Here is a 17309-nt window from a genome sequence, read left to right on the forward strand (position 1 = left end):
GAATCGCTCCTATTTACATTATAACGTACATATTGTACCATATGTAATGTTGTTTAGAAAATTTATGATGTAAGGTGAGCAAAATGGAAAATTATAGAAAAGTAAAACCGTTTAATTGGCTTTTATTTATCGGTGTCTTATTAGTGGGTGCAAATCTAAGGGCGCCAATTACTTCAATCGGAGTTGCGTTGCCTGATATAAAAAATGATTTGACGATGTCTAACAGTGCAGTTAGTGTAATTACAGTCGTCCCGTTGATTGCATTCGCAATTATTTCGCTATTTGCAGCAAAAACCAGTTATCGCTTTGGATTAGAGCGTACAATTTTTGTGGCTTTATGGCTAATACTGATTGGTGTAATCGTACGTTCTATCACAGGTGTTTCGTGGTTATATATAGGTACCATTCTTATCGGTGTCGGTATAGGTTTTGGTAATGTACTTGCACCAGCAGTGATCAAAGCGAAATTCCCATTACATATAGGTGTGATGACAGGCTATTATACTGTCGTTATGAACGTGTTTGGAGGATTATCATCATATGGAACGGCGCCAGTCGTCAAAGCATTTAATTATAATATTGCTATTAGTGCGATTGGTGTCATTACATTGATTACCATTATAATATGGGCGTTTCAATTGAAGCATAAGGAAGAAACAACGGCCTCATTACCAAAAGAGAGTGTCAATGTTTGGAAGTCGCCATTATCATGGCAAATAACGATATTGATGGGCGGACAGTCACTTATTTTTTATTCTCTAATCAATTGGCTGCCAGCATATTTATCTCAAAGTGGTATGTCTATCAGTGAAGCCGGGATGTATTTATCAATTATGCAAATCTCCATCATCCCATTAACATTTATTACACCTATATTTGCTACCAAAATGAAATCACAGTTTTTATTAACTTTTATCACTGGTTTATGTTTTGTGGTGGGTGTTTCAATAATGTTATTTTCACCACAACTTGCTTTAATTGCTACGATTTTAATTGGTGTTGCAAGTGGCTTAGCGTTTGGACTTGTTAATACATTCTTTAGTTTAAGAACAGAACATAGTCAAACGTCAGCAAAGTTATCTGGTATGGCTCAATCTGTGGGTTATCTTTTTGCAGCTATAGGTCCTTTATTATTTGGTATATTACACGATATTACAGGTCAATGGATCGGTTCATTAAGTATTTTATTAATCACTGCACTATTAATCACATTATTCGGCTCACAAGCAGGGCGTAATCGAACAATAGAAAAAACAATAGAACAATAGACAGTATCATTCAAATATTGTACGATATTTTACAACATGCTTTGTTTTTCTATGAGTTTTAAAATTAATTGGATTTGATAAGTTGAGCTACATTAATAGTCACATAGATGACTTATGTAGTCTTCATTAAAATCTAAAAGAAACGATGAGGTGTCATTATGCAACTTATTTTTGATCCAAGTGTAAGCCCGATTTATCGAGGTATACTTGCGTTTTTCTTTGTTATTAATATAGCACTTGCCTTTATTATTGTATTCTTAGATAGAGATCGCAGAGATGCTACAGCAACTTGGGCATGGTTATTTCTACTATTTGTAGTACCTATTTTAGGCTTTATTATTTATATATTCTTTGGTCGAGCAGTGCGAAAAAAACGTGAACAAGGCTTTCACCATAATCAGATAGATGACATGAAAGAACGAATGAAAACACAGTTATCAGATGCTACCAACAAGATTAATCATTCAGATAACCAATTAGTTAAAAAACATGCAGATATTGTAAATACATTGCTAACGAAAGAACCAACATTTTTAAGTTACGATAATAATGTCGACATTTATACTGATGGTCATGCGCTATTTGACCAAATGAAAGAAGATTTACGCAATGCGAAATCGTATATTCATTTAGAGTATTATGTTTTGAAATTAGATAAGTTGGGCTCTGAAATTGTCGATATTTTGCAACAAAAGGCTGAAGAAGGATTGGAAGTTAAAATACTTTATGATGCAGTAGGATCTAAAACGGTACATAAATCAAAATTCAAAAACTTCCAAGAAGCTGGTGGACAAGTAGAGGCTTTCTTCCAAGCTAAAATTCCATTAATAAATTTCAGACTAAACAATAGAAATCACCGTAAAATTTTAGTGATTGATGGTATGACTGGTTATGTGGGTGGATTTAATATTGGTGATGAATATTTAGGTTTAGATGAAAAATTTGGCTATTGGCGTGACACACATTTAAGAGTTAAAGGTGATGGCGTTGACGCGTTACAGCTCAGTTTTATCCACGATTGGAATTCTCAATCACACCGTGAACAATTGGAATATAATGATAAGTATTTCCCAGACAATGCAAATCAAGGTGGAGATGTGCCGATGCAAATTGCACTTGGTGCCCCAAGTGATAACTGGCATCAGATAGAGTTTGGCTATATGAAAATGATCATGAACGCTAAAGAATCAATTTATATGCACAGTCCGTATTTTATACCAGATAAAGGTTATATCAATGCATTGCGTATAGCTGCAAAAGCTGGGGTAGACGTGCGGTTAATTATTCCTAATAAACCAGACCATATTTTTGTATATTGGGCCACAATTACAAGTGTCGCGCAGTTGATTAGAGATGGTGTCAAAGTTTATACGTATGAAAATGGATTTATTCATTCAAAAATGATGATTATTGATGATGAAGTAGCAAGTGTAGGCTCATCAAATATGGACATACGTAGTTTTGAATTAAATTTTGAAATTAATGCATTTATGTATGATGCAAACATTGTCAAAGAACTTAAAGCAGCATTTATAGAAGATATGAAAGTATCTAAGGAATTAACAGAAGAACGCTATGAACAGCGATCAAATTGGATTAAGTTCAAACAATCGATCGCTAAATTAGCGTCACCAATTCTATAAAATATAAAGCATATTGAAGTGGCAAGTTCTAAGACTGTATGTATTTATCAATGCAACTATCGATCGTGGTGCCACTGGAGTTCCAATAACATATTATAATTTTCCAACCATAAGATTGGTCTGATGAGGACGGTGACATGGAATCAAATTTACGTTTTGATTTCTATACCGTCCTCATTTTCATTATAATGAGTGATATGAGAAAACTGGAGAACAGATGATGTGAAAAAAGGGGGGATTGAATGCAACGGGAAAGCGGTCAATTCATTTATCGTCAATTATATAGCCAATTAAAAGAAGATATTCTCGCATTCAAATATGAAAGTCATGAAAAGTTACCTTCCAAAAGAGATATGTCACAACATTTAAATATTAGTGTGAATAGTGTAAAAGCAGCATATGAACAGCTACTGGCTGAGGGATATATTTATACTGAAGAGCGGAAGGGTTATTTTATTGAGCCATTAGAAAAATTGATCATTGATCCAAATGCACAAATATCTTTGAATGTTCAAGAACAGCAAATTGAAGATGCATACGATTATTCATTTTCTCATATGAGTACCGATATATCAGCGTTTCCAGTAGAGGTATGGACTAAACTCGTTAAACGTGTATTTGAAAATTATGATCATGAATTATCTTCAATACCTCAAATTAAAGGACCAATAGAATTAAGACAATCGATTGCCAAATTAGTGTCTTATCAAAGAGGTATCCAATGTCATCCGGAACAAATTGTCATTGGATCAGGCACTAATATACTGTTAACCAAATTGATTCAATTATTACCAGATGAAATCAAGATCGCAGTGGAAAATCCAGGGTACTCAAGGTTTAGAACACTAATCCGTCAAACAACTGCACAGTTAAAACCGATTGCTTTAGACCATAAGGGGATATCTATTGAAGCAATTAAACAAGCTCAACCTGATGCTACGATAGTGACACCATCGCATCAATTTCCAATGGGAATCATCATGCCTGTGTCGCGTCGTATTGATCTTTTGAACTGGGCAAGTCAAACACAAAGTTACATCATAGAAGATGACTATGATAGTGAGTTTAAATATGAAACTGATAATATCCCCTCACTGTTTAGTTTTGATAAAAATGAACGCGTGATATACTTAGGTACTTTTTCGAAAACGCTAATGCCGGGATTGCGCATGAGTTATATGATTTTGCCAATTAATTTAGTAAAACAATTTGATCACTATAATTTAAATATGATTCCTGACTTTTCAACGATTCACGCACTTACATTAAATTTAATGATCAAAGAAGGCTACTATGAAAAATACGTGAAAAAGATGCATCAAATATATGGAAAGAAACGAGAAACACTCATCACACATCTATCCAATACCTTTACAAATAATATTCGAATCAAAGATACGCGAGCAGGTTTACATTTTATTGTAGAAGTTATCACACCCTTTTCCTACCAAGAAATTGAATCAAGAGCTAAAGAAATGAAACTTGAGCTTTATACACTAAATCGATTTTCTGTGAAAGCGCTTGAAAAAAATAGTTCATATAAAACACTGATTATAGGATTTTCAAAAATCAAGCAAGAGCAGATTCCTCAGGCAGTACAGAGATTAAAAGAAGTCATTTGGGAATAATCTGGTTCCATTAAATTGTCATAACTGGTACTTTACACTGTACCAATAATCCCTTAAATTTTAGAAAACTACAGGTCTTATGTAGAAGCAAAGAGGAGGGGTTATTGATGACAAATCAATTTGAAAGCTATAAGAGACAACGTGATAAGTATGTAGCACGTGGTGTTGGGAATGGTAATCTGCATGTTGCAGATCATGCACAAGGTGCTACGATCACAGATATAGAAGGTGAACGTTTCATAGATTTTGCGGGAGCAATTGGTACATTAAACGTTGGACACACACACCCTAAGATAACCAAACATTTAAAAGAACAACTAGACAACTTTATACATCCTGGCTTCAATGTCATTATGTATAAAAGCTATCTCAACTTAGCTCAAAAATTAACAGAGATTACACCTGGTGATTTTGATAAAAAAGTGATTTTACTTAATTCAGGTGCAGAAGCTGTAGAGAATGCAGTGAAAATTGCTAGGAAACACACTGGAAGGCAATCAGTTGTTTCCTTTGTAAGAGGTTTTCATGGACGTACAAATTTAACAATGTCTATGACAAGTAAAGTAAGGCCTTATAAACTTGGATTTGGCCCATTTGCACCAGAGGTTTACCAAGCGCCATACCCTAATATTTCAGAAAAATCCGAATACTTATCTGAAGCAGCCTATATTGATCAAATGATTGATAAGTTACATGATTTTTTCATAGAGACTGTAGATCCTAGTGAAGTAGCTTGTATCGTGATGGAACCAGTCCAAGGAGAAGGCGGATTTATTATTCCGGATAAAAAATTCGTGAAAGCAGTTAAAAAAATATGTGAAGCGCATGACATTATTTTTGTAGCAGATGAAATTCAAACAGGTTTTGCACGAACAGGTAAAACATTTGCGATTGAACATTTTGATATAGAACCCGATTTAATAACTGTGTCTAAATCATTGGCTGCAGGATTTCCATTAAGCGGTGTAGTTGGAAAATCGGAAATTATAGACAGTGCATCTCCTGGAGAACTAGGTGGCACATATGCTGGAAATCCCTTAGCTTGTGAAGCTGCTTTAAAAGTCATTGAAATCATTGAAGAAGAAGACTTAAACAATAAAGCAGAACAAATTGGAAAACAACTTGAAAGTTTCTTATATCGCAGTGCAGAACAATATTCATTTATCACAAACATTCGTAGACTTGGTGCTATGGTTGCCTGTGAAATCATCGATGATCAAACCGGTCAGCCCAATAAAGCATTGACTGGAAAAATTATTCAAACAGCGAATGCAAATGGTTTGTTATTATTATCTGCTGGTATTAAAGGTAATGTTTTACGATTCTTAACACCGCTTGTTATTACAGACGATGAATTACAACAAGGATTAGAAATATTGTCTGAAACATTTGAAAAAGTGAGTATAGCGGAAGCACATCTGGACGCTTAAAATTTTATTTTTAAATAACGGGTATAGTTAAGTCATACCTCATAACAAAAATAAATGTAAAGGAGAGAACAATAATGAGTCAATTAGAAGTTTATAATCCTTCTACCAATGAAATTATAGAACGTTTAAACTACACAAGTCATGATGAAATCCATTCACAAATTGAACGTGCACGTACAGCATTTGAAGAATGGAAATTAGTTGATGCACACGAACGTTCAGCAAAGTTATATCAATGGGGGAAACTCATTGATGAACATCAGGATGAACTTGCGAAGCTTATTACACTTGAAGGTGGAAAACCTTTAGCAGAAGCTAAAGGGGAAGTCATATATGCGAATGCTTATGTAAAATGGTATGCGGAAGAGGCTAAGAGAGTATATGGACGTACGATACCTGCAAATACGTCATCTAAGAAAATAGTGATTGATAAATTTCCGGTAGGTGTAGTAGGGGCGATAACACCTTGGAATTTCCCGGCAGCGATGATAACGCGTAAAATGGCGCCTGCATTAGCTGCTGGATGCACAATCATTTGTAAACCTGCTGTCAAAACACCTTTAACAACCATTAAACTAGTTGCACTAGCACATGAAGCCGGCATACCCAAAGATGCGATATCCTATATTATTGCGTCTGGTAAAGATGCAGGTGATATCTTCACCACACATAAACTGATTAATAAAGTGACATTTACTGGTTCGACTGCTGTTGGAAAATCACTGATTGAACAGTCAGCGCAAACTGTGAAAAATGTAACGATGGAGCTAGGTGGTTTAGCCCCTTTAATTGTGCATAAAGATGCTGATATTGAAGCAGCTGTAGAAGGTACGATTGCTTCTAAGTTTAGAAATGCAGGGCAAACATGTATCTGCGCGAATCGTATTTTTGTACATCGAGATATTGCTGATCAATACACAAACCGTTTGATTGAGAAAGTCAACGAACTTTCTGTTGGTGATGGTCTGCAAAAGGATGTAAACATAGGACCACTCATTGATAAAGCTGCAGTTGAAAAAGTGATGACACATATTACAGATGCACAAGCTAAAGGTGGGAAATTATCACGGTCAGTAGATGAAATACAAGCGTTAAAAGGAAATTTCCTAAAACCAGTGGTTATCTCTAATGTGAATTTAGATATGAAAGTAATGCATGAAGAAACTTTCGGTCCAGTTGCACCGGTTATGGTTTATGAAGATTTAGATGAAGTAATAAAAATGGCAAACGATACAGAATTTGGCTTAGCTTCTTACTTCTTCACAAATGATTATCGTACAGGATTAAAGCTTTATAATGAGTTAGAGTATGGTGTTGTTGGGTGGAATGATGGTGGTCCTTCAGCTGCTCATGCACCATTTGGTGGTTTGAAAGAAAGTGGTTATGGCAGAGAAGGTGGCACTGAAGGTATAGAGCCATATTTAGAAACAAAATATTTATCCATAGGTATTTAAAGTGTCAGTTAGAAAGCACTGGTTGTAAATAAAGCAAAACGTATGAATCTAAACGAACAAGAAAGTGATGATTAGATTGAAACTAATATAGAAAATTTAAGCTCATTCACTTTTAATTCAATGAATGTTATGGGGTATGTAAAATGAAATCTCAATTTAATAAGACGATGAATATTGTTGATGTCTTATTTCTGGCAATCGGCGCAATGCTTGGATGGGGCTGGGTCGTATTATCAGGAGAATGGGTATCAACAGCTGGTTTTGTAGGAAGTGTTGTGGCATTTTTACTCGGTGGATTTTTAGTCATTGTCATCGGACTTACATATGCAGAATTAGCTGCAGCAATTCCAGAAACTGGCGGCGGTTTTGTATTTGTTAAAAAAGCTTTTTCACCAGGCGTTGCCTTTATATCAGGTTGGTCCGTATTATTTGGCTATGTTTCAGTTATTACATTTGAAGCGGTCGCATTGCCCACAGTGATCGACTATGTTATTCCATTTCAACATCAAGGATTGATGTGGAATATCGCGGGGTGGGATGTATACTTCACATGGGTTATCATTGGCTCAATTGGAAGTGTCATTTTAACTTCACTTAATTATTTTGGTGTAAAGCCAGCAGCAATCATGCAAACAGTTTTCACAATTTTTATTGTAGGCGTTGGCTTATTACTTGTATTTGGTGCAGGATTTAATGGTAATTTCAATAATTTACAGCCATTTGAAAATGGTATTGGTGGAACGATGTCTGTATTAATGATGATTCCATTTCTGTTTGTGGGCTTTGATGTCATCCCACAAATTGCAGAAGAAGTTAAAGCACCTGCGAAAAAAATTGGCGGTATTTTAATATTATCAATTATCGCTTCTGTGATTTTTTATTTGCTCATTGTATTTGGTGTAGCAACAGGTTTATCACCTAAAGCTCTAAGCAACAGTAATTTGGCGACAGCAGATGCAATGGCTAACTTATTTGGTCATAGTGGATTTGGCGTCTTGCTAGTATTAGGTGGTGTAGCTGGCATTATTACAAGTTGGAATGCTTTTATTATTGGTGGTAGTAGAATTCTGTATGCTATGGCGAAAAATCACATGATTCCTAAATGGTTTGCATTTATTCATCCTAAATATAAGACACCTACACATGGTATTTTGTTTCTTGGTATCTTAGCGTTTGTTGCACCACTTTTAGGTAGAGCAGCACTTGTATGGATTGTTAATGCTGGTGGTATTGGTGTGGTATTAGGGTATTTACTTGTAGCGATTTCTTTTATGAAGTTACGCAAAGTGCAACCTGATTTAGCTAGACCCTATCGTATAAAGAATGGAAAACTCGTTGGTACTATCGCTATTGTTTTAAGCGTTTTGTTTATAGTCATTTATTTACCAGGTATGCCATCATCGTTAGCATGGCCTTCCGAATGGCTTATCGTATTGGCTTGGTATGCAATCGCAGCAATTTTATATGTAACACAAACAAGAAAAGCTACTGCAAATGTCCCTGTAAACGCACGTGTGGATAAAGAGTAGAGTGAGATTGAAAATATATTTATCATTACATTGATTTAGATGAACATAAATAAATCCTGAGACATGTAAATTGTCTCAGGATTTGTTTTAAATTGTATGTCGTTGCTATTTTGCAATGTGAATCAGTTGGTCACCAGGACGTATCCATTGTTTTTTTAAACAAATTCTATAAAGAAAGAAACTGATAATGGCTGGCAATAAAATGTGGAAAGTAAGAATTAAGGACCAAGTCTGTATAGAGCCACCCATTGTATTGATAGTCATAATTTGACCGATGAAGCCGCTTGTGCCCATACCAGCACCTGCAGCATTATTTGTCATAGGGAAGCACGTTGTCATAATAGGTGCAACAATAGCGCTTGTAAGAGTAGGTGGTAGTAAAATCATTGGATGTTTAATGATATTTGGGACTTGCAACATACTTGTACCAATACCTACAGAAAGCACACCACCCCAACCATTATCTTTATAGCCAGTAACTGCAAAACCAACCATTTGTGATGCACAACCAATTGTTGCTGCGCCTGCAGCGAGGCCATTCAAATCTAACATCAACGCTAAAGCTGCACTTGAGATCGGTGCAGTTAAAGCTAAACCAAAGATAACAGAGACTAAGATACCCATGATGAACGGTTGTTGATCCGTGGATGCAATGATAATTTTGCCTAAGCCTGTCATAAATTGATTTAATGCTGGTCCAAAAGCCTTTGCAATAAAACCACCAATTAATATCGTTAGTAGTGGAGATAAAATGATGTCGATTTTTGTTTTGCCAGCATATAATCTACTCAGTTCAACAACGATGACTGTAGCGATATAAGCGCCCACTGGACCACCATCAAAAGTTGTATAACCTAATGTACCTACGATAACACTAGAAAATGTAACGAGTGGTTTTGCGCCTAAACCGTAAGCTATCGCCACACCAATAGCGGCACCAGTCATGGACATTGCTACTTTACCGATTGCTGATAAAAATGTCAGATTTAATTGTGGTAATAATGTTTGTTCTCCAAGCGTTTCTAAAATCAATCCGATAATCAAAGAGCCAAATAACCCTAAAGCCATATAACTTAACGCTTCAATGATCCATCTATGTAGATAATTTTTCATACTTCCTCCCCTTAAAACCATTGATAATTAGCAAATTAATATAATTATATAGTTTGTCGTGGTTTATAGCTAGTCTATTTAAGGATTTCTTAAAAACTTACATTAAACATGCTTGCTAAAAAATATTGAAAACATTAAGGAATAGTCTCAGTAAGCACATGTTATTTCAAATGCAGTATTCGATTTTTTATGATAAAAAAATGCGTTAGTTAGATTGAGTATAGCAAGATAAGTAATATTGACTGAGGTGTGTAAGACGTTATTACAAATTGCATTTAAACATTGTTATATAAAAACACACCCTGACATTAAAAATCAGGGTGTGTGTTAAGCTTTATTTTTGTCAAGTTTCCTGGGAAATATAAAGCTATTGCTGAATGGTTATTAAGCTTTGTTTACTGATGCATCATAGATAGAATCGATTGTATCTGCTAAAATTTTATCAAATTCTTCATCTGATTGATTGACATTTAAGTCATTGATTAATGCACGAGAGAAACTAGCAATTAAGTCTTTGTTTTGTTTTAAAACTTCGTTAGCATGTTCTCTACTATAACCACCGGATAAAGCAACGACACGAACCACATTAGGGTGTGCGATTAATTCTTGATATTGGTTAGCTTTAGTTGGGATTGTTAATTTTAACATTACGAGTTCATCGTCATTTAATTTATTTAGCTCAGCTAATATTGCACTTGATAAGTATGATTCAATCTCTGCTTTGTTATCAGCATTGATATTTACCTCTGGTTCGATAATTGGGACCAATCCAGCAGAGATGATTTGTTTTCCAATTTCGAATTGTTGTTGTACAACTTGGTCAATACCAGTTTTATTAAATTCTAAAATATTAGAACGCATTTTTGTACCGAAAATTTTATGATCATTTGCACGGTTTAATAATTTATCTAAATCTGGAATTGGCTTCATTAATTGCACGCCGTTTTGTTCTTCAGCTAAGCCTTTATCAACTTTTAAGAAAGGAACGACACCTTTATCAGCTAAATAGTCACCAGTATGTTTACCTTCTACCTCACGGTCCATCGTTTGTTCGAAAAGAATTGCACCAATGATTTTATCTGAACTGAATGCAGGTGATGAAACAATTCGTGTACGCATATCATGTACAAGTTTAAACATTTCATCTTCACTGTTATATTGATCTTCAGTTACACCATAGTCACTTAATGCTTTAGGTGTACTGCCACCACTTTGGTCTAATGCAGCAATGAATCCTTTGCCGTTTTTCACTTTATCAAATTGTTCTTTATTCATTCTTACCACTCCTTTTGCTTTTATTCATATATAGTATGATAAAAATTAGGTGTCAACGCAAGTTGTAGGCTCTATGTGAAACGAATTATTCATATTTTAATATGGTTAGCAATGTTGTATGTTTCATAATCATTTATTACTTCGTTAATGCTATTAAAAATATAGGTGTTGGATTATAAAATTCATCATGTGATTGATAAATGCGTTTATGAATGGTCGTATCTACATGGATGGGTTTCGTATTTATTTGCTTAAGGATATTTAAATCGTATTGAGGGCGGTCGTAGTGATTAATTGAAATACTTTGCTTTATATTTTCACTCTCTGCTAACATCGTGTCTCCTAAAGTATGATGCGCGTGGTGATTAGGTATATCACTATAATCTGTAAAAGCATCGTTGCCATAATCTCCATCGATATTAATGAGTGTAGCATTTGGTTTTAAAACGCGTAACCATTCTTGGTAGGCAGCTTTTGTATCTGGTAATAACCATGTAACATTTCTAGAAATGACTAGATCAAAATACGCATCGTCAAAATGTAAATGTTCAGCATCCATGACTTGAAAGTTGACATTTATATTAAAACGTAATGCATTTTGCTTAGCAGATTGAATCATTTCAGGGGAAAGGTCAATACCAGTAACTTGTGCACCTTGTTGTTGACATAGAATTGCTAGAAAACCTGCGCCTGTGCCAATGTCTAAGATTTTCATACCGGGTTCGATTGTTTTAATTTGGTTTATTTCAGATAGCCATCTTTCTGCGTGCACACTTTTAAGTTCTGCTTGCTTGTCTTTGCTAAAAGAAGTCGCACGCTTATTCCAATAATTAATGATTTTATTTTTGTTCATGTTAAATACCTCATTTATTATAAATACATTATATATGAATTATAAGCTATTTTAGTTGAAAAGTATGGGATTAATAGTTTTGCAAAAAGAAAAACGGGACAGGAATCGCTTGTAAAGCATGATTTCTGTCCCGTTCTTTATGTGCGTTTTTCTAATTACTTACGTGGTAATCCGTATTGATTAACTACTTTATCACTATCGGTAATCATGTAAAAGAAAGCGACAATATTTAAAATGAAGAAAATAATGCTACTAATGCCGAAAATAACTGCTAAAATATTGAAAAATAAGCCGTCACCAGATGGGATAAATGAGGCAATTAAAAATAACACGGAAAAGACGCCAAATATAATTGGAAAAGTCATCGTCCGACCAATATCATGCATGCGTCTTGTAGCCACTGAAAAATCAGGAATAAAGATAATAATTGTAAATAAAGCGCTAATTGCGTCACTTATCGACGTTGGTATTTTGAAAATATAGTCTAATAGTATAGCCAATAGAATAGTGATTAATATATTGACTAAAAATGGAAACCACAATTCTTTTCTTCTAGCACGCCCTTTAAAATCAAGCGCATTTTTCCAATACAATTTATAATAATGCCACATGATATAAACTCCCTTTGTTAAATATTGAGAATTACCAATATTATTTTTTAAAAAATAAAGTATATTGAAACTTAATTGTGTGTTGAATTTACTATAGAAAAAGGAAAATAGCAACTGTTCGAAAAAATATAAAAAATAATATTAATACATAAATAACGCATAATAATACAAAAAGAAAGTTTGTTCCGTTCGTTAATTTCGTTAAATTTAAACTTAACACTGTGATTGTAACGATTTTAGAGACTGTGACTAATAGAAATATTATATATTTATTCATCTTTTGTGTTTGTGTTTTTTGAATGCAATTTGCATTATTATTAAAAGTTCGTTAGGCTCATGTTTGTAATTTAATAAATGGTTTTGCTAAAAAATTATAGTGATTAGCAAATTTTTTACATATTTTACTAACAATAAGGGGTGTCTATTGTGAAAAAAGAAAGAGTAAAAGTAATGGATTGGACGACCTTTATAGGGTCTTCATTGATATTACTGATTGCAGTTATTCCGATGATGGTTTTTCCTAAGGCCAGTCAGGACATAATTACGCATTTAAATGATGTCGTGTCGAGTACACTCGGCTCAATATATTTATTGATTGGACTTGCAACGTTAATATTTGTACTTTATATTGCATTTGGTAAATATGGTAATGTGACGCTTGGTAAAGCGACAGACAAGCCTGAATTTAATAATTTTAGTTGGGCAGCTATGCTATTTTGTGCCGGAATTGCTTCAGATATTTTATATTGGGGCGTTATTGAATGGGCATTCTATTATCAAGATCCTCCACATGGCGGTAAAGGAATGACGGATAGTGCATTGAATTACGCTACTATGTATGGCATGTTCCATTGGGGACCAATTGCTTGGGCCACATTTGTATTGCCAGCACTAGCAATTGGTTATCTTGTTTTTATTAAGAAAAAACCAGTTTATAAAATTAGTCAAACAATGCGTCCGATTTTAAGAAGTCAGACAGATGGTATTATAGGAAAAATAGTTGATATTCTATTTATTTTTGGTCTGCTTGGTGGCGCAGCTACTTCATTAGCACTGGGTGTGCCAATGATTTCTGCAGGCATAGAAAAATTAACAGGTATTGGAGACAGTATGTTGATGCGTAGCATTATTCTCTTCACAATTACAGCTGTCTTCGCATATAGTTCTTATTCTGGTTTGAAAAAAGGAATTAAAGTTTTAAGTGATGCGAATGTTATTTTATCTTTTGTATTACTAGGATTTGTATTTATTGTTGGACCGACTGTATTTATTATGGAAACGTCCATCACTGGTATGGGTAACATGATTAAAAATTTCTTCCAAATGGCTACATGGATTGAACCATTTGGCGGTATAGGTGGTCGTAAAGAAACGAATTTCCCACAACAATGGACGATTTTCTATTGGTCATGGTGGATTGTATATGCGCCATTTATAGGATTGTTTATTGCGCGTATTTCTAAAGGACGTACACTTAAAGAAATTGTGCTTGGAACAATTGTTTATGGGACGTTAGGATGTGCACTGTTCTTTGGTATTTTTGGAAACTATGCAGTTTATTTACAAATCACTGGTTCATTCGATGTGATCCATTTCTTAAATACGCATGGTACAGAGGCTACTATTATAGAAGTTATGCATCAATTACCATTCCCTAATTTAATCATTGTACTATTCTTGTTATCTGCATTCTTATTCTTAGCGACTACATTTGATTCAGGTTCATATATCTTGGCTGCAGCTTCTCAAAAGAAAGTCATCGGCGAGCCATTAAAAGCAAATAGATTGTACTGGGCTTTTGCATTATGTCTATTACCATTTGGACTGATGTTAGTAGGTGGTGAACGAGCGTTAGAAGTCTTGAAAACAGCTTCTTTATTAGCTAGTGTCCCGCTGTTGGCTATATTTGTCATGATGATGATTTCATTCTTAAGGACATTGTCCGAAGATAGATTGAAACTAGAAGATAGAGCCGAAAAATATAGGGAAGTAGAAAGACGTTCGTTACGTATAACACAAGTAAGAGAACGGAAAGAAAATGATAAGTAATATAAAACAAGCGCACCACTATCTTATTTTACGGTGAGATAGTGGTGCGCTTATTTTGTATAGAGACAGTGATTCGGATTACTTTGTAAAGCGAGTAGCGTGTATAGTATTCAATCACTATGAACACATACTTAAAGCTGAGACATTATAAACTGTCTCAGCTTTTTAACTAAAAATGTTAAAAGCAAGCTTCCAACATGACTATGACTCTTTTTTTTCTGGAATTGGGAAATATTTAAATATTTCACCAGATTCTAATGCATTGCTTAAATTATCTAGCCATTCATAATAAGGTAAAGTATCTAGTAATTGTTGTTTAACTTCCTCTGCTTCCGATTTTGTAGCTTCATCTGCTTTGCTGTTATCAATAATCTTATCAAGGATGGCTACTGCATCATGAACACCTTCTGAATTAATAACAATTTCACGACGCCATTTGCGTGAAAAGAAATTACTAAAGAAATTAAAGAAATCTTTTTCAGCGACAAAATGTTGTTTTCTACTTCCACGTGTGAATTGTTGCTTAACAATATCAAATTCTTGCAATCTTTTAACACCAGCACTCATGCTGGGCTTGCTCATTTGTAATTGTTCTCTCATTTCATCAAGTGTCATACTGTCTTCAAAGAGCATTGTTCCAAATAAGTTACCTACACTTCTATTGATGCCGTACAAATCCATGGTTTCGCCAATAGCATTAATAACGATATCCTTAGCTTCCTCTAATTGATAATCAGGGTTGGTCGAATGTACCAATTGTCCACCTCCGTTCAAGTCCTTATAGCGTTAAGTGAAAAATAAATAGTGAGTTTCTATAGTTTACCTTCCATATAAAAAAGATGCATGCATAAACCCCTATCATATTTAAACACATTTGACACTTTTTCAACTACTATGATAACATAAAGTTCATAAAATTCGTTAAATAAAAATTTAACAAACTTAACGGAGGTAATTTTAATGGAACTTGTAGATCATTTATCTCGTCTTCAATATATTGATGGAGCATGGGTGGAAAGCTCAAATAAGCAAACAAGAGAGATTATTAATCCATATAATCAAGCAGTTATTCTAGAAGTAGCAGAAGGAACTGCGGAAGATAGTGAACGTGCAATTTTAGCAGCAAGACGTGCTTTCGAAGCAGGCACATGGGCTAATGAAACAAGTGAAAATAGAGGTAAGAAAGTTAGAGCAATAGCTAATATGATTGAAAAACACCGTGAAGAATTAGCGAAACTTGAAACGTTAGATACAGGTAAGACATTAGAAGAATCTTATGCTGATATGGACGATATCGCAAATGTATTTAACTTTTTCGCTGGGTTAGCAGATAAAGATGGAGGAGAGATTATTGATTCTCCTATTCCGAATACAGAAAGTAAAGTTGTTAAAGAGCCAGTAGGTGTTGTAACACAAATCACACCTTGGAATTATCCTTTACTTCAAGCATCTTGGAAAATTGCGCCAGCATTAGCGACTGGTTGTTCTTTAGTAATGAAACCAAGTGAAATTACACCATTAACAACAATCCGTGTGTTTGAATTGATGGAAGAAGTAGGCTTCCCTAAAGGTGTCATTAACCTAGTATTAGGTAAAGGTTCTGAAGTTGGAGAACCACTATCAGCACATAAAGATGTCGATTTAGTTTCATTTACAGGCGGCATTCAAACAGGTAAACATATCATGAAACAAGCGGCAGATCATGTAACAAATGTTGCTTTAGAACTCGGTGGTAAAAACCCTAATATTATATTCGAAGATGCAGACTTTGAACTTGCAGTTGATCAAGCGCTAAATGGTGGCTTTTTCCATGCAGGTCAAGTATGTTCAGCTGGTGCAAGAATCATAGTAGATAACAAAATAAAAAAACAATTTGAACAAGCGTTAATTGAAAGAATTAAAAATATTAAATTGGGCGACGGCTTTAACCCAGAAACTGAAATGGGTCCAGTAATCTCTGCAGAACATAGAGAAAAAATAGAGAAATATATAGAAATAGCTAAATCAGAAAATGCCACTATTGCTATCGGTGGTAAACGTCCAGAACGTGAGGACTTACAAGACGGCTTATTCTTTGAACCAACAGTGATTACTGATTGTGATACTTCAATGCGTATCGTTCAAGAAGAAGTGTTTGGACCTGTAGTAACAATCGAAGGTTTTGATACAGAAGCACAGGCAATCACACTAGCTAACGATTCTATTTATGGACTAGCTGGCGGTGTATTTACTAACGATGTTGGTAAAGCAGAACGTGTCGTTAACCAATTGAGAATGGGCACAGTTTGGATCAATGATTTCCATCCATATTTTGCGCAAGCACCATGGGGCGGATATAAACAGTCAGGTATTGGTAGAGAACTTGGAAAAGAAGGTCTAGCAGAGTACCAAGTTGAGAAACATATCCTTCGTAACACAAATCCAGAGCCTGTAAATTGGTTCGGTAAAGCGTAACG

At 34.7% G+C, this 17309-nt stretch carries 13 protein-coding genes; 8 read left to right on the plus strand and 5 right to left on the minus strand.

Going from position 1 to position 17309, the window contains the following annotated elements; all coding sequences use genetic code 11:
- The first annotated feature begins 83 nt into the window (after positions 1-83).
- From KA814_RS00285 to KA814_RS00310, 6 genes are all read left to right on the plus strand, one after another.
- Positions 84-1268 (plus strand): CynX/NimT family MFS transporter, encoded by a 1185-nt coding sequence (locus KA814_RS00285; RefSeq protein ID WP_064209158.1) that lies wholly within the window; start codon positions 84-86, stop codon positions 1266-1268.
- A 158-nt stretch (positions 1269-1426) separates the two neighbouring features.
- Positions 1427-2911: a cardiolipin synthase gene (gene cls / locus KA814_RS00290; protein WP_210122637.1), complete on the plus strand. Its 1485-nt coding sequence runs from the start codon at positions 1427-1429 to the stop codon at positions 2909-2911.
- 242 nt (positions 2912-3153) lie between these two features.
- The gene (gene gabR / locus KA814_RS00295; RefSeq protein WP_107391369.1) at positions 3154-4539 is read left to right on the plus strand and encodes a MocR-like transcriptional regulator GabR; all 1386 of its coding nucleotides are present in this window, start codon (positions 3154-3156) and stop codon (positions 4537-4539) included.
- A gap of 107 nt (positions 4540-4646) precedes the next feature.
- The gene (gene gabT, locus KA814_RS00300) at positions 4647-5969 is read left to right on the plus strand and encodes a 4-aminobutyrate--2-oxoglutarate transaminase (protein ID WP_064209161.1); all 1323 of its coding nucleotides are present in this window, start codon (positions 4647-4649) and stop codon (positions 5967-5969) included.
- A 74-nt stretch (positions 5970-6043) separates the two neighbouring features.
- A complete protein-coding gene (locus KA814_RS00305; protein WP_064209162.1) occupies positions 6044-7423 on the plus strand; it encodes an NAD-dependent succinate-semialdehyde dehydrogenase in 1380 nt (459 codons plus the stop codon).
- 143 nt (positions 7424-7566) lie between these two features.
- Complete coding sequence (locus tag KA814_RS00310; RefSeq protein ID WP_064209163.1) at positions 7567-8952, plus strand: APC family permease; 1386 nt, start codon at positions 7567-7569, stop codon at positions 8950-8952.
- 105 nt (positions 8953-9057) lie between these two features.
- On the opposite strand, the gene KA814_RS00315 is transcribed toward KA814_RS00310, so the two are convergent.
- The 4 genes from KA814_RS00315 to KA814_RS00330 all read right to left on the minus strand — a co-directional run bounded on the left by KA814_RS00315 (position 9058) and on the right by KA814_RS00330 (position 12804).
- On the minus strand, positions 9058-10065 hold the full coding sequence (locus tag KA814_RS00315) for a PTS sugar transporter subunit IIC (protein WP_064209164.1): 1008 nt from the start codon (positions 10063-10065) through the stop codon (positions 9058-9060).
- A gap of 384 nt (positions 10066-10449) precedes the next feature.
- Positions 10450-11340, minus strand: a complete 891-nt coding sequence (locus KA814_RS00320) for a fructose bisphosphate aldolase (RefSeq protein ID WP_046206621.1) — start codon at positions 11338-11340, stop codon at positions 10450-10452.
- A gap of 136 nt (positions 11341-11476) precedes the next feature.
- A complete protein-coding gene (locus KA814_RS00325; RefSeq protein WP_064209165.1) occupies positions 11477-12193 on the minus strand; it encodes a class I SAM-dependent methyltransferase in 717 nt (238 codons plus the stop codon).
- Between the two features lie 155 nt (positions 12194-12348).
- Positions 12349-12804 carry a DUF805 domain-containing protein gene (locus tag KA814_RS00330; protein WP_064209166.1) on the minus strand — a complete coding sequence of 152 codons (456 nt, stop codon included), beginning with the start codon at positions 12802-12804 and terminating at the stop codon, positions 12349-12351.
- 426 nt (positions 12805-13230) lie between these two features.
- On the opposite strand from KA814_RS00330, the gene KA814_RS00335 reads away from it, so the two are divergent.
- Positions 13231-14853: a BCCT family transporter gene (locus KA814_RS00335; protein ID WP_107391367.1), complete on the plus strand. Its 1623-nt coding sequence runs from the start codon at positions 13231-13233 to the stop codon at positions 14851-14853.
- Between the two features lie 201 nt (positions 14854-15054).
- Here KA814_RS00335 and cudC read toward each other — a convergent pair whose 3' ends face one another.
- The gene (gene cudC, locus KA814_RS00340) at positions 15055-15609 is read right to left on the minus strand and encodes a choline uptake/conversion transcriptional regulator CudC (protein WP_046206624.1); all 555 of its coding nucleotides are present in this window, start codon (positions 15607-15609) and stop codon (positions 15055-15057) included.
- Positions 15610-15813: 204 nt separating this feature from the next.
- Here cudC and betB point away from each other — a divergent pair, with 204 nt between their 5' ends.
- Complete coding sequence (gene betB, locus KA814_RS00345; RefSeq protein ID WP_046206625.1) at positions 15814-17307, plus strand: betaine-aldehyde dehydrogenase; 1494 nt, start codon at positions 15814-15816, stop codon at positions 17305-17307.
- The last annotated feature ends 2 nt before the right edge of the window (positions 17308-17309 follow it).

This window comes from Staphylococcus sp. GDY8P196P (genome assembly GCF_017891705.1).
GTDB lineage: Bacteria > Bacillota > Bacilli > Staphylococcales > Staphylococcaceae > Staphylococcus > Staphylococcus ureilyticus.

Excerpts from the sequence above, each read along its gene's own strand:
- KA814_RS00285 (WP_064209158.1), top strand. The coding sequence starts at position 84 with ATGGAAAATTATAGAAAAGTAAAACCGTTTAATTGGCTTTTATTTATC.
- cls (WP_210122637.1), top strand. The coding sequence starts at position 1,427 with ATGCAACTTATTTTTGATCCAAGTGTAAGCCCGATTTATCGAGGTATA.
- gabR (WP_107391369.1), top strand. The coding sequence starts at position 3,154 with ATGCAACGGGAAAGCGGTCAATTCATTTATCGTCAATTATATAGCCAA.
- gabT (WP_064209161.1), top strand. The coding sequence starts at position 4,647 with ATGACAAATCAATTTGAAAGCTATAAGAGACAACGTGATAAGTATGTA.
- KA814_RS00305 (WP_064209162.1), top strand. The coding sequence starts at position 6,044 with ATGAGTCAATTAGAAGTTTATAATCCTTCTACCAATGAAATTATAGAA.
- KA814_RS00310 (WP_064209163.1), top strand. The coding sequence starts at position 7,567 with ATGAAATCTCAATTTAATAAGACGATGAATATTGTTGATGTCTTATTT.
- KA814_RS00315 (WP_064209164.1), bottom strand. The coding sequence starts at position 10,065 with ATGAAAAATTATCTACATAGATGGATCATTGAAGCGTTAAGTTATATG.
- KA814_RS00320 (WP_046206621.1), bottom strand. The coding sequence starts at position 11,340 with ATGAATAAAGAACAATTTGATAAAGTGAAAAACGGCAAAGGATTCATT.
- KA814_RS00325 (WP_064209165.1), bottom strand. The coding sequence starts at position 12,193 with ATGAACAAAAATAAAATCATTAATTATTGGAATAAGCGTGCGACTTCT.
- KA814_RS00330 (WP_064209166.1), bottom strand. The coding sequence starts at position 12,804 with ATGTGGCATTATTATAAATTGTATTGGAAAAATGCGCTTGATTTTAAA.
- betB (WP_046206625.1), top strand. The coding sequence starts at position 15,814 with ATGGAACTTGTAGATCATTTATCTCGTCTTCAATATATTGATGGAGCA.